The following is a 14,285-nucleotide window of genomic DNA, read 5'->3' as shown; positions in this document are numbered from 1 at the left end:
AAATATGAATAATTAGAGATTGAAATGAATCTTTATGCACTGAAGCCCTTGGCTCGCCGCACCTTTCATTAAATTGTCTATGGCGCTCGCAACCACCAAGTAACCTGAATTAGCATCATACTTCCAACCTAAGTGACAGTTTGGGGTATGCACTACATCATCCACTTTGGGAAACGCATTGTGTTTCACCGTCACTAACGGCGAATTATCGTAAACTTCATAGGCCTGTTTCACTTGCTCTTCTGTGGTGCCTGGCTGTAATTGCACGGTAATTGTCGCCAAGATGCCACGTTTGAAATTGCCTAGATGCGGGGTAAAAATCACCTCTTGCCCTAATTGAGTGGCAATCTCAGGTTGATGCCTGTGACCTAGCACGCCGTAGGGGGTTAAGCTCACTTCACAGAAACTGGTATGAAGGTGTGCTTTACGACCAGCCCCAGTGACGCCACTAACGGCATTAATCACAGGGTATGCCGAGGTTAATAACGATTTTAATGGCTTAAGTGCGGTTAACGAGGCTGTTGGATAACATCCTGGTACGGCTATCATGCGCGTTTTAGCTATTTCCGCCGCATTCCATTCCGCCAAACCATAGACAGCTTCGGCCAAGACGTCAGGATGTGTATGCTCGAAACCATACCACTTAGGGTATTGAGCCACATCGGCAAATCGGTAAGCACCGCTTAGGTCAAATACGGCTAAACCTTGTTGGTAAAACCAGGCTGCAAGCTCTAAACTCACAGAATGCTCAGTGGCGAGTACCACGGCATCTGACTCGGCGACAATCTTTGCTTTGACATCATCGCTAAGTGGATTAAGCACATAAGGTAAATGGCTGTATAGCGGGTATAACTCCGATAGCTCACGGCCTTTATCTAAGCTGTTTTCAGACACGTACAGCCCTTGAACAGACAAACCCGCATCAGCATGAATTAACGAAGTGATCTGTGCGCCGGTATAACCACTAGCACCAATAATTGCGATATTTTTCATAATCTTGTTATCTTAGTCTCTGATTAAAATGTCAGCATAGTTTAGCACAGTGATCTACGGCTGATTTTCAAGGGTTTGAAAACACCCGTTTGATACCTAAGTTAAAGGGCCTGTTTTATTGACTGCGTGTGCTTTTATATTCGATTAAAAAGCAAAGCACATAGTGCCTGCTTCAAGTTTTTGCTAGACTAGCACAATCAAATTGTTATGCAATATATGTGAATACATATTTATTAATTTATTTTCAGGATACTTAAATGAGCCCGCTACCAGATTTAAAAAAGCCGCTTTATTCAGTTGATTGGCGCACCTTCCATCAGTGGTTTCGAGACTCATGAGGATATGAGTAATCATGCAGTTATCGAATTGTTGCAAAACTGGTTTAGCGAGCCGTTTGCTGGTAAAGCCGATAACCCTTGGACTCAATTAGTTGCCGAGCTCGCTGGTAGTGAGGCCGAGGTCGTCAAGTACTCCACCGAAGCGCCCTATATCAACAAGCTAGGGTGCCAGACTTTAGTCTTGGGCCCTGGCAGTATCAATCAAGCTCACCAGCCGGATGAGTTTATTGCCACTGAGTTTCTCACCCCAACTGTCGAATTACTCAAAAAACTGGTGCACCATGCCTGTATAAAATAACTATTAATGGGCTAAATGCCGCAGATGTGAAAATAAATAACGGAATAAAATTACAATAATTGCGTTCATCTATTGACCAATCGAGCCGTGACTCGCTATTGTAATTGTCCTTGTGGAATGCCACGAGCTTATAGAAGTAGGGAGATAATTCTTATGTCAGTACAGAGTAAAGCTGAGGATGCAACCGATGTGTATGCATCTTTGCGCGCCAATGTCGGTCAGCTTGGACAGATTTTAGGCGATACCATGCGCAGTCACTTAGGCGACGCATTTCTTGAAAAAGTAGAACAAATTCGTATTCTCGCCAAAAAGTCACGTCAAGGGGACGATGGCGCCAGGGAGCAAATGCTTGCCCTGTTAACCGCCTTGCCCGATGAAGAATTAATCCCCTTTGCTAAGGCCTTCAATCAATTTTTAAACTTAGCCAATATTGCCGAACAATTTCATACCATTAGCCGTAATTGTGATGAGCTAGTCTGTGTGCCCGACCCTGTTGAGCAATTGCTTGGCCGATTACTCAAGCATGACTTAGACAAGTCGCAATTACACCAATGTCTAACTGAACTGGATATCGATCTGGTGCTGACGGCTCACCCAACTGAGATATCAAGACGCACCCTGATCCAAAAATATGCCTCAGTGGTGGATTGCCTGACGTCTTTAGAAAACCCGCTGCTCACAGAGCGTGAGCACAGCCAGCTGCAATTGCGTCTGCGCCAGCTTATTGCGCAAATTTGGCATACCAACGAAATTCGCCATGAAAGACCCACCCCAGTTGATGAAGCGCGCTGGGGCCTTAGCACCATAGAGACATCATTATGGCAAGCGGTACCTGATTTTTTACGTCAACTGAACGATCAATTCGAGCAGAAAACCGGTCTGCAACTGGCTAAAGATGTGTCGCCAGTGCGTTTTTCTAGCTGGATGGGCGGAGATAGAGATGGCAACCCTTTCGTCACGGCCCGTGTCACCCAAGAAGTATTAGACAGAAACCGCCACGCCGCGGCTCGCCTGTACCTTAAAGACATAGTCACCTTGATGAATGAGCTGTCCATGGAGGAGGCCAATGCCGAACTTAAGGCGCTCACCAATAACAGCAATGAGCCTTATCGAGATGTGCTCAAAGGCCTGCGACAGAAACTGCGTAATACCATAGATTACCTAAACGAGCGCTTAGAAGGTCATCAGCCAGACATAGATTTCAATAGCATTATCTGGGAGCAGAGCGATCTTCAGGCGCCCCTTGAATGCTTATACCAAAGCCTATGTGACTCAGGCATGCGTTTGATTGCCCATGGTCTGTTATTGGATATTCTGCGCAGACTCGCCTGCTTTGGCATACACATGCTCAAGCTGGATATTCGTCAAGACGCCGAACGCCACAGTGATGTTATCGCCGAGCTGACCCGCTATTTAGGCCTTGGGGATTACCATCATTGGGATGAAGACGAAAAACAAGCCTTCTTACTCAGAGAGCTCACTAATCGCAGACCCCTGTTACCCCCCAACTGGAAACCTAGCCCTGATGTAGCCGAAGTACTTAGCACTTGTGCGCTTATCAGCAAACAATCGCCTAAAGCACTGGGTTCTTACGTCATCTCTATGGCCAGTAAGCCATCAGATGTATTGACTGTGCTCTTGCTATTGAAAGAGTCTGGCTGTACTTACCCTATGCGCGTCGTGCCCTTATTTGAGACCTTAAAAGATCTCACAGGGGCCGCGGCTTGTATTAAAGAATTGCTGCAAATCGACTGGTATCGCGGTTATACCAAAGGCATGCAGGAAGTGATGATTGGCTATTCAGACTCGGCTAAAGATGCTGGAGTAATGGCTGCGGCTTGGGCTCAATATCGCGCTCAGGAAGAACTGGTTGCCGTCTGTAAACAGGCTGGGGTCAAACTGACCTTATTCCATGGCCGTGGCGGCACAGTGGGTCGTGGCGGCGGCCCTGCTCATCAGGCGATTTTATCCCAGCCACCTGGCTCGGTGGATGGTCGCATCCGCGTAACCGAGCAAGGGGAGATGATCCGCTTTAAGTTTGGCTTACCTAAACTTGCGGTGCAAAGCCTAGCGCTTTATACCTCAGCGGTAATGGAAGCCACCCTTATGCCGCCTCCAGAGCCAAAGAAAGCCTGGCGCGAGTGTATGCAAGCCATCGCCGATGAATCTGTGCTTGCCTATCGCGGTATCGTTCGAGAAGAGCCTGACTTTGTCGCTTACTTTAGAGCGGCTACACCCGAAGTTGAGCTGGGTAAATTGCCATTAGGCAGTCGTCCAGCTAAGCGTAAAGTCGGTGGCGGCATAGAAAGCTTACGTGCTATCCCATGGATTTTTGCTTGGTCGCAGAACCGACTCATGCTCCCTGCTTGGCTTGGCGCCGGTGAGGCTCTGAGCTCGGCCATTGAACAAAGTCAGCTCAATTTATTGCAAGAAATGGAGCGTGAGTGGCCATTCTTTGAAACCCGTATTTCCATGTTAGAAATGGTCTATACCAAGGCTGAGCCGAATTTAGCTCGCTACTACGAGCGTTGCTTAGTGCCAACTGAGTTACATCATCTCGGAGATAAACTCAGAGCGAGACTGCAACTCGGTATAGATACTGTGTTATCACTGACTCAGTCTGATGAGTTGATGTCACACACGCCTTGGAGCCGCGAATCCGTTAAGCTTCGCAATCCTTATATCGATCCATTAAACTTCCTGCAAACTGAATTATTGGCACGTACCCGCAATGAAGATCAGGCATCAGAAAAGGTTCAATTGGCCTTGATGCTGACCATAGCAGGCGTTGCTGCAGGCATGAGAAATACCGGATGATGAAGCCACTAACACTGATTGGGGTAATGCTATTATTACTACTGACGGGCTGTGCCAGTCAGTACAGCATTACCGAATCTGACATTGAGCAATACTTAAATAAAGACATGCATTTTGAGGTGAAGCAAGGTAATCAGCTTATTGGCGTGTCGTTAAAGCTCAATGAAATACAAGTGGTATTGGGGCAAAAGCCCAATACCATGGCAGTCACTGCGGCAACGGTAATCAGGGTTAACAATCCTTTACTACCTATCCAAGCTAGGCTTAAAACGACCTTTGAAGCCGAACCTTGGTATGACAGCAAAACCAAGAGTGTTTACTTACGTCAGCTAAACTTGGTCAAGGTTGAATCTGAGCCTAAAGATATTGAGCGTTACATTGCCCAAGCCACGCCGCAGTTAATGGGATTCTTGCGTAATTACTTACAGACTCAGCCTGTATATACCTTAGATGTTAACGACAGTAATCAAGCCTTAATGGCGAAGATGACTAAAGCCTTAGAGGTTCATCAAGGCAAGCTAGTGGTTAAGTTTTAACAAACCTCAGCCCGCCAAGCCAGTTTTACAATGTTAAGCTGAGTAAAAACGCCTTCCAGTGGAAGGCGTTTTTTATACTGAATGAGCAGATTAATAAAGTTACTTAGCCAACCTCTGCACTGACGGATAATCCACTATCACGGCTTCGTCCAGCAGTGCTCTGCGAAGCATATCCAGTGCGATAGCCGCGGTGAGGTTTCGCACCAACTCCCGTGAACGCCGGGGCAGCTTGACCATCTGGCTATAAGTGCCAAATTTTGTCGCTAACGCGATCGCCACTGTACCAACGGGCTTATCTTCAGTGCCGCCATCGGGACCCGCGATACCACTGGTTGCTAAAGCAAAGTCACTATCAAGAATATTTCTCGCGCCAATGGCCATGGCTTCAACCGTGGCGATGGAAACTGCACCATGATCGTCTAATGTTTGCGGCAAGACACCTAATAGCTTCACCTTAGATTCATTACTGTAGGTCACTAAACCTTGTTGAAAGTACGATGAACTGCCAGGAAAATCAGTCAACTGGCTAGCTATCATGCCACCAGTACAAGACTCGGCCACACTTAAACTAAAGCCAGATTGAAATAATCGTGCATGGATCTCTGCTGCTAAACTGGTTTTGCCTTCAGCAACGACGACGGCACCTAAGGCATGTTTCACCTGACTAGTAATGGACCCTAGTTGAGCCATGGCCTTCTGACCCCGAGCAAAAATTTTCACTTCGATATAGGGCATAAATGAGCGATAGCCAAAGCTTATTCCTTCAGGTAGCAAGACTTCTGAGAGAATATCACCAATCGCCGACTCGCCTTGCCCGAGCGTCAGCAGTTTCTCGACGCTTGATTGTTCATCGAGTTCGTACTCGCTGCGAATAAAAGGAATGAATTGTTCATGCACCATGTGTTTTAATTCTGAGGGCACCCCGGGAGTGAAGAATAGCCAAGCATTATTAAGCTTAACTCGAAAGCCACAGGCGGTACCCACTGGGTTATCCACCATAATCGCTGATGCGGGCAGCATAGCTTGCTTCAAATTGCTTCTGGGCATTTCACGGTTATAGCGAGCAAACCACTCTTCCAGTGTATGTCGCCACAGGGCATTCTCAACCAAAGGTTCGCCCTTGGCCATTGCCATGGCTTGAGCGGACATGTCATCACTGGTTGGGCCCAGGCCGCCATTGACTAATATGACATCTGCATGCAAGCTTCGTTCGCGAAATACGGCCACTAAATCCTCAAGCCTGTCACCTACGGTAACCCGATATTGAGTTTCGACTCCCATGTCCATCATCACATTGGCAAACCACGCGGCATTCGTATCGAGTATTTGCCCAGATAACACCTCTTCCCCTGTGCAGATCATTTCTAATTTCATGTACGACCCTCAACAACAATTTACTCAAAAATAAGTAAAGAGTGTTTTAAATATCACTGGCTTAAGTCTAAAAACATCCTTTCTACTGGCTAACTTAAGTAACTTATAAATCAATAGCAAGCAATCGAGAACAATTTCACTCAAAAGATCTACTGGTTTAAGTTTACAACCAACAAAGTCGCTATTGTGATGCACTCACCCCTAATAACATCGACCGTCATCAATAATCCTCATTGCTAATAGCAAAACTGATTTAAACACTTTTTATTATAGGGTGAATACTTTACAGTCTTATGAGCGCCTCGATACTTACCTTGGCGATCGCTTTTTTTTGGAGAACGTTTTTGAGCAGCTTCTATCATTCTTGCCGTTATCTAGTCATGCCTATATTATTGACGGCGGTATTGCTTGGATTAATTGAACACTTTCAAAACCAATGGCTTAACTGGCAGCAAACCATAGAACAAATGCCATACTGGCTATTGGGCTGTGCGACTATTATTGCGTTGCAATTTAACCGTAGTCGACTCAGTTATATTGGCGTGTTGTTGTTAAGTTTTTATGCCCTAAGTCAAAATTCAGGTTTTGATCCCAAAGAAAATGAATTAATTTTAATTAGCGGCGGTTTAATTATTGCCGTTTTCAGCTTTATCAAAGACCGTGGCCTTATCAGTGTGCACAGTTTATTGAGGCTGGGAGTGATCTTAGGCTGCTTTTTAACCGCTTATTTATGGATACTGGTATTGAGTCATTTTTCACAGCAAATGTTGAGTCTGCATCAAAATTACCTGCCATTTTTGTCCGCCAGTCACTTCTCAAGATTACCGCTTTATCCCATAGGCTTAATTTTACTCATCAAATTAAGCTTGCAAAGCAGCCTACTGCAGACCAGCTTAGGTGTAACTTTCTTGCTGTGGGTACTGCATTTCAGTGCGCCTAATTGGCTACCCTTAGCCGTACAGCTCAATGTTATCGCCTTATTCTTCCTCGCCACAGTAATCATTGACTCCTACTTTCTTGCCTACCGTGATGAGCTGACAGGATTACCCTCTAGACGCGCCTTATTTAATTTAAGCCTCTCCTTGGGGCGTAAATACAGTGTCGCCATGGTAGATATCGATCACTTTAAAAAATTCAATGACACCTACGGTCATGATGTTGGCGATCAGGTGCTCAAGTTAGTGGCTGCAAAACTCGCCCAAGTGACCGGTGGCGGTAAAGCCTTTCGTTACGGCGGTGAAGAGTTCACCATAGTGTTCCCAAGAAAAGAAGTTAAACGCGTTTTCCCGCATTTAGATGATGTCAGAGAAAGTGTAGAAGAATACGAAATCGTATTAAGGGAAGAGAAGCGTAAGGGTAAAGAAGATAAACAAGCCAGTAAAAAACGCACTAAAAAAGCACCAGCGAAACAACGCACTGTGAGTGTCACCGTCTCGATAGGTTGTGCCCAACATCAAGCAGACCAAAGCTTTGAGCAATGCATGAAAGAAGCCGATAAAGCATTATACAAAGCCAAAGAGCGGGGTCGAAATCAAGTGTGTAGTTAACCTAAGCTATGCGGTTATTAGCCCACCCCTAAGCTTGCCAGTAACTTTTCTGGCTGATTTAGAAAAGCCTTAGTGATTTGATAATGCTCTGTCTCTTGATAAGTAATCTGTACTATCCCTTGGTTGGAGAATTGATAAATCTTCGCTCTGGGGTAAGCCAGTAAAATGGGTGAATGGGTGGCGATAATAAATTGCGACTTATTTTCCACTAGTTGATGTATTGCAGACAAAGCGGCTAATTGCCTGCTGGGTGACAACGCGGCTTCTGGCTCATCCATCAGGTATAAGCCTTGGCCTCTGAACTTATGCAGTAAGGTTGCCATAAATGATTCGCCGTGTGACTGCTGATGTAAAGAGGTGCCGCCATAGCTGCCCAAATACGCCTCTCTGCCATCCTCTTCCATATAAGAGGCTAGATTATAAAAACTCTCCGCCCGCAGGAAATAGCTGTCTTTAGGTTTCTTAAAACTTTTGATGGTTTTAAGGTAATAACCAAGGTTTGAATGACTCACCTTGGTGGCAAAATGGGTATTTTTATTGCCCCCTTCGGCGTTTAAGCCCATAGCGACAGCTATGGCTTCCAATAGGGTGGACTTTCCTGAACCATTCTCCCCCACAAAGAAGGTCACATCGGCATCAAAGTCTAGGCTATCAAAACCTGCGAGAGCAGGTATGGTAAATGGATAACAATCTTGAACCCTGACAGCGGACTCATCATGGAACTCACCATCAATGAGCGTCACCTTAGCCTCTGCCAAACCTTGATGTTTGAGGGCTATGCTACGCAGATAAGGTTTTTCATCAAAATTCATCTACGGCTCCAAAAATCCACCAATAACTGCAAAAAACAAGCTCCCTTTATCTTCATAAAAGGAGCTTATTGTTCACTTCAGATCAAAATAACCCAGTATTGCTGACGGATTATTTCTTCATTTTTGCAAAGGCATCAGCGAAGGCGTTGCCCATAGCTGCGTTAGCAGGGGCCGCTTTGGGCGCAGGCGCTTTTCTGCCGGTAGGTTTCCCGTTATTAGCGCTCGCACCTTTGTTGGTAATGCCTGTGTTAGTGCTCGTTTTATTCGCAGCACTGCCACGATTATCTTGCTTAGGCTTCACGCTGCTAGCGCTGGTATTAATGGCCTCATCCAGACGCATGCTTAGGCCAATACGGCGGCGCTCAATGTCCACTTCCATCACTTTAACTTTAACCACATCGCCAGCTTTGACTATAGTGTGCGGATCGCTAACAAATTTGTCAGTTAAGGATGAAATATGCACTAAACCGTCTTGATGTACACCCACATCAACAAAAGCACCAAAGTTAGTCACATTAGTGACCACACCTTCTAAAATCATCTCAGGCTTTAAGTCCTTCAGCTCTTCAACACCCTCTTTAAAGCTTGCAGTCTTAAACTCGCCGCGAGGGTCGCGCCCTGGTTTATCAAGCTCGGCCAAGATGTCATTGATGGTCGGCAAACCAAATTCATCGCTGACAAAATCTTCGGCTTTGATACTAGACAGTAAACCGCTATTGCCAATCAGGCTGTCTATGGCTTGCTGGGTCTTTTGGGCTATGGTTTCCACTAATTTATACGCTTCAGGATGGACTGATGAGGCATCTAAGGGGTTATCACCCCCGCGAATACGCAAGAAGCCTGCCGCCTGCTCAAAGGCTTTAGGCCCGAGGCGTGCCACTTTGAGCAGTTGCTTACGGTTAGTAAATTGGCCGTGCTCATCACGGTAATCTACGAGATTCTTCGCCAAGGTTTTATTTAAGCCCGCAACCTGTGCCAGCAATGGCGCCGAGGCCATATTGAGATCCACACCGACGCCGTTCACGCAGTCTTCGATCACCGCATCCAAGGATGATGACAACTGACTCTGACTCACATCGTGCTGATATTGACCCACACCAATAGACTTAGGCTCAATTTTGACCAACTCGGCAAGCGGGTCTTGCAGGCGGCGAGCAATAGACACGGCGCCGCGAATAGACACATCTAAGTTAGGGAATTCTTCAGCCGCAAGCTCGGAGGCCGAATACACAGAGGCGCCCGCTTCGCTGACCATAATTTTAGTTAGATTTGGGTGGGTGTCTTTAAGGCTTGCGATGACTTCGCCTGCCAACTTATCAGTTTCCCGTGATGCTGTGCCGTTACCTATGGCAATAAGCTCAACCTTGTGCATATTCACAAGATTAGCCAAGGTGCGAATGGATTTGTCCCACACATTTTGCGGCGCATGGGGGTAAATCACAGTATGAGCCACAAATTTACCTGTGTTATCCACTATCGCGACTTTGACTCCGGTTCTAAGGCCAGGATCTAGTCCCATGGTGGCTTTCGCCCCTGCAGGTGGCGCCATCAATAGATCGCCAAGATTACGGGCGAAGACTTTAATGGCTTCTTCTTCGGCGCGCTCACGCATCTGGGAAATCATTTCATTTTCCATTTGCAGCGCAATCTTGATGCGCCAAGTCGCAGTCACCACAGTTTTAAGCCAAGCATCGACACTAGTATCGCTCAACTTCAAGTTGAAATGATCGGCGATAATCACCTCGCAATAACTGCCATCGATAGCCTGAGTATCAGGGTCGGCATTCATCGATAAACTTAACATGCTTTCATTGCGGCCACGTAGCATGGCGAGCGCACGGTGAGAGGGCACCTTATGAAGGGCTTCTGTATGCTCAAAATAATCGCGGAATTTTGACCCTTCTTTTTCTTTGCCTTTCATCACCTTACTTTCCAGCACCGCATGCTGGGCAAGGTGACTACGTACTTTGCGAATAAGTTCAGCATCTTCGGCGAAGCGTTCCATCAAGATATAACGTGCGCCTTCGAGCACAGCTTTCTCATCGCTAAAGCCCGCAGCAGAATTAATAAATTCAGCGGCTTTTGCGTCGATATCTGCATTGCGATTAGCCAGCAGAAAATCCGCCAAAGGCTCCAGCCCAGCTTCGATGGCAATCATGCCCTTGGTACGGCGCTTTGGTTTAAAGGGTAAATACAAGTCTTCGAGGCGGGTTTTACTGTCCGCCTGATTTATCTCATGCTCTAAGGCTGGGGTGAGCTTATCTTGAGCTTTAATACTCGACAGCACCACTTGACGGCGATCATTAAGCTCGCGCAAATATCCTAAACGGCTGTATAAGTTACGCAGCTGAGTATCATCTAAGCCGCCGGTGGCCTCTTTACGATAGCGCGCGATAAAAGGAACGGTCGAGCCTTCGTCTAGCAAGGCAATAGTCGCCATCACTTGTTGCTCACGGACATTGAGTTCCTGAGCGATGATCTGGGCAATAGTCTGAGATGTAGAATGCATAAAATAGGTCTTATAGGACAAAGAAAATCGGAAATTATGCCAAAGATAACACAGCCAAGGATGAACCCCAAGAAGGGAGCTATCAGTAGTGAGAGGCCCACTTAAACCCCAGCGGTTCAGACGTTAAAATGAAGAAAATTTAAGCTAGCCTTGTACTTCAACGACTAGCTTATTAATTAAGCAGTTACGATTTCAAGTTAAATGCAGCAATAATCGTTATTATTGCCTAAAGGATCGAGTAACTTACACAATAAAGATTATGTCGATTACTTTATTTGCTCTTCCTTGTTAATCTTCCCATGACAAATTTAAGGCCCTGATCATATCCTGGAGCTACAACAGAATTATGATGTTCATTTTTAAATACTTTCTTTGTAACATTTAAGCTTGCATAACCTCTGGACTTCAATTTTCTAGTCATCTTCCTAACACCAGCAACACCACATAGCTCACCGTCAGAATTGCAGACCTCATCTCCCCCAACAAATAGATAAACATGCTTTTTTAAATCTACATTTCCCTCAGAAAAATCATCTTCAAGTTCAAAAATGTAATCATCATCCCACCAAGTAGTTGGACTGCCAATTACATAACGGTCAAAACTTTCTGGTTGTGAAAAAAGTGTATACAAGGTAAACAATCCGCCTAAGGAATGCCCTAATATAGTTTGATCATTTACATCACCAGAATAGGTTGAATTAATAAATGGTTTCAGCTCATCATTAAGAAATGATAAAAACTTGTCAGCACCACCACCTATCACATTTCCATTTTTTTCAATTTCAGTAGGTGTCATATCAAGAGTTCTTATTTTCCAATCATACTTCATTATTGGCTGTTCAATACCAACAACAATTGCCTTGGGGGTTTTACTAGCACCATCATCTCCGACTAATTGTTCTAAGTACATATTAAAGCCTGTCATTGGGAAATGAACATAACCGTCAAGTATATATATAACTGGATATTTTTTATCTTGATCTTGTGGATTGAACCCCGGTGGCAATATAACATCAATCACATAGTCTCGTGCTAACAAATTAGAACTGTATACATGGGATAACACGCCGGCTCTAGAAAACTCGTTATTTACTGCGGTCCCTGCGATGACTGCATATGAAGTGAAAAAACCTAACAAAACAGATATTAAAATACTTGTTTTAAGACTGATTTTTTTTGTTATTTTCAGAAAATGATTCATCATTACAAAACCTCCATTAACCATTAATAATAAAGCAAAAATCACAACATGAACATCTATTAACCAAGTTAATGTGTTGAAGTTAATTTTTATGATGTACAAATATTTTCGCATTTGTTTTTAGTGCATCTAGACGTTAGCCTAAAGGCTAAGTAAGATACATGATGGAAACATTATGGTTTCATTATTTATTAATTAAAAATGTGGCACCTACTGCATGGAAGTAATTGCTAACAACAAATTATCAACACCATTTAATCTTCGATGAACCATCTAAATCTCAAACCAACATTCACAGTTTTATTATCCCTAAACACTTTAATTTATCACATGTTAACAAGTAATTATTATCAACTGAAAAAAGCACTAATAAAATTTTATACTTTGAACTTAATTTTAACCCAGGGCCAGAACGTAAACGTTATTCGAGCGATTTTAGAAGAATATTGACCTGATCATGTGCTTGTGATCTTATACTCCTTTTTCAGGAGTTCGAAGCAGCGCTATCCACATGATAAGCGCTTATGCCTCAGCAAATAAGCAGGTACTTGGACAATTAAAAGCAGAGCAAAAAAGTAATAAAATCACAGCCATTCCAACATTATTAAAAATGCTAGACCTGCGTGGAGTACTAGGGGCAATCGATGCTCTGGGCTGACAAAACGCTATTTCAACAACGATTATCGACAAAGAGGGTGACTACCTACTGGCGGTAAAAAACAATCAAGAAAACTTGGTTAAAGCGGTAAATAAAGCATTTAGTTCGCATCGTTCCGCAGGGTTAAGTGATGACCATGTCAATACAGAAACCGGTCATGGTCGTATTGAAAACCGAACCTGCTATGTCCAGGGTTCAGCTTGACTTGACGGTGATTTTACACATTGGGAAGCACTCAAATCCATCGTTATGGTTGAAAGCTTTAGGGCTGTTAAAAGTAAGACGGCGTGCCTTGAATATCGTTACTATATTAGTTCTAAAGTATAATCAGCAGAGCAAGCCTTAAGTGCGACTCGTGAACATTGGGGGGATCGAGTCAATGCACTGTGCCTTGGATGTCTGCATGAACGAAGATGCATGCCAGATATACAAGAATAACGGCGCTGAAAATCTCGCTTTCTTAAGGTACATGTCTCTAAACATGCTGCCAAAATAACCGACAAGACTCAGCATTGTTGGTAAGCAAAAGCGTTATTTAATGAATCCTGAATTTCTAGAGAAGATGTTAATCGCCGGATTATGTACGCAGGCTAAATAATCAGCACTCATGCGATTACCCTGGATTTTAACCATCGACAAGTACGCCAAAAGTCGCTAGTTTCACTGTTAAAGCGATGACGAGTAGAGTAAGCGTGAAAACCAATCTGATCACGGCTGAAGGTTTAGCCAAGTTAACCCATGAGTTAAATTATCTTTGGCGTGAGTATCGCCCAGAAATCACCAAGAAAGTGGCCTGGGCGGCAAGCCTTGGGGATCGCTCAGAAAATGCCGACTACAAAGAAAATAAGCGTCTACTGAGACAAATCGATGGCCGAGTGCGCTTCCTGCGTAAACGCATTGAGGCGCTAAAAGTGGTGCCTTATGCAGCAGAGCAAGAGGGCAAAGTCTTTTTCGGCGCCTGGGTCGAAATTGAAAATGATGAGGGCGTAAAAAAGCGCTTTCGCATTGTTGGCCCAGATGAAATATATGGCGATGCGAAAGGTTATATTTCAATTGATTCACCCATGGCACGAGCACTGTTGAAAAAAGAAGTCGATGATGATGCCAGTGTGCTAACCCCTACAGGGGAGCAGTTTTGGTATATCAACAAAATATTTTATCAAGGTGGGCTATAGCGGTTAGCAAGCTTTACGACAGGATCC

Annotated in this window: 9 protein-coding genes and 2 pseudogenes; 6 read left to right on the top strand and 5 right to left on the bottom strand. The window is 44.6% G+C overall.

Features of this window, described 5'->3' with window-relative positions; genetic code table 11:
• Positions 1-12 precede the first annotated feature (12 nt).
• Entirely contained in the window at positions 13-993 is a 981-nt protein-coding gene (gene argC, locus SDEN_RS01355; RefSeq protein WP_011494713.1) for an N-acetyl-gamma-glutamyl-phosphate reductase, read from the bottom strand.
• Positions 994-1,377: 384 nt separating this feature from the next.
• Between argC and SDEN_RS01350 the strand changes: the two are divergent.
• The 3 genes and pseudogenes from SDEN_RS01350 to SDEN_RS01340 form a co-directional block, all read left to right on the top strand.
• Positions 1,378-1,629, top strand: a pseudogene (locus SDEN_RS01350) (M20/M25/M40 family metallo-hydrolase); the annotation flags it as partial.
• A 153-nt stretch (positions 1,630-1,782) separates the two neighbouring features.
• Positions 1,783-4,446 (top strand): phosphoenolpyruvate carboxylase, encoded by a 2,664-nt coding sequence (ppc, locus tag SDEN_RS01345; RefSeq protein WP_011494711.1) that lies wholly within the window; start codon positions 1,783-1,785, stop codon positions 4,444-4,446.
• Positions 4,446-4,982, top strand: coding sequence for a DUF1439 domain-containing protein (locus SDEN_RS01340; RefSeq protein WP_041405948.1), 537 nt, complete (start codon positions 4,446-4,448; stop codon positions 4,980-4,982). Before ppc ends, SDEN_RS01340 begins: the two co-directional genes overlap by 1 nt.
• 99 nt (positions 4,983-5,081) lie before the next feature.
• On the opposite strand, the gene SDEN_RS01335 is transcribed toward SDEN_RS01340, so the two are convergent.
• Positions 5,082-6,356: a CinA family nicotinamide mononucleotide deamidase-related protein gene (locus SDEN_RS01335; RefSeq protein WP_011494709.1), complete on the bottom strand. Its 1,275-nt coding sequence runs from the start codon at positions 6,354-6,356 to the stop codon at positions 5,082-5,084.
• A 344-nt stretch (positions 6,357-6,700) separates the two neighbouring features.
• Here SDEN_RS01335 and SDEN_RS01330 point away from each other — a divergent pair, with 344 nt between their 5' ends.
• Positions 6,701-7,903, top strand: a complete 1,203-nt coding sequence (locus SDEN_RS01330) for a GGDEF domain-containing protein (protein WP_049762915.1) — start codon at positions 6,701-6,703, stop codon at positions 7,901-7,903.
• A gap of 17 nt (positions 7,904-7,920) precedes the next feature.
• On the opposite strand, the gene SDEN_RS01325 is transcribed toward SDEN_RS01330, so the two are convergent.
• From SDEN_RS01325 to SDEN_RS01315, 3 genes are all read right to left on the bottom strand, one after another.
• On the bottom strand, positions 7,921-8,715 hold the full coding sequence (locus SDEN_RS01325; RefSeq protein ID WP_011494707.1) for an AAA family ATPase: 795 nt from the start codon (positions 8,713-8,715) through the stop codon (positions 7,921-7,923).
• 109 nt (positions 8,716-8,824) lie between these two features.
• Positions 8,825-11,224, bottom strand: coding sequence for a Tex family protein (locus SDEN_RS01320; RefSeq protein ID WP_011494706.1), 2,400 nt, complete (start codon positions 11,222-11,224; stop codon positions 8,825-8,827).
• A 271-nt stretch (positions 11,225-11,495) separates the two neighbouring features.
• Positions 11,496-12,539, bottom strand: a complete 1,044-nt coding sequence (locus SDEN_RS01315) for an alpha/beta hydrolase (RefSeq protein WP_041405626.1) — start codon at positions 12,537-12,539, stop codon at positions 11,496-11,498.
• 379 nt (positions 12,540-12,918) lie between these two features.
• On the opposite strand from SDEN_RS01315, the pseudogene SDEN_RS01310 reads away from it, so the two are divergent.
• Together SDEN_RS01310 and greB are read left to right on the top strand one after the other, a co-directional pair.
• Positions 12,919-13,681, top strand: a pseudogene (locus tag SDEN_RS01310) (ISAs1 family transposase); the annotation flags it as partial.
• 94 nt (positions 13,682-13,775) lie between these two features.
• Positions 13,776-14,258 (top strand): transcription elongation factor GreB, encoded by a 483-nt coding sequence (gene greB / locus SDEN_RS01305; protein ID WP_041405625.1) that lies wholly within the window; start codon positions 13,776-13,778, stop codon positions 14,256-14,258.
• Positions 14,259-14,285 lie beyond the last annotated feature (27 nt).

Source organism: Shewanella denitrificans OS217 (assembly GCF_000013765.1).
GTDB lineage: Bacteria > Pseudomonadota > Gammaproteobacteria > Enterobacterales > Shewanellaceae > Shewanella > Shewanella denitrificans.
Note: the sequence above shows the minus strand (reverse complement) of the source record. Positions and strands in the feature narration are given on the sequence as shown.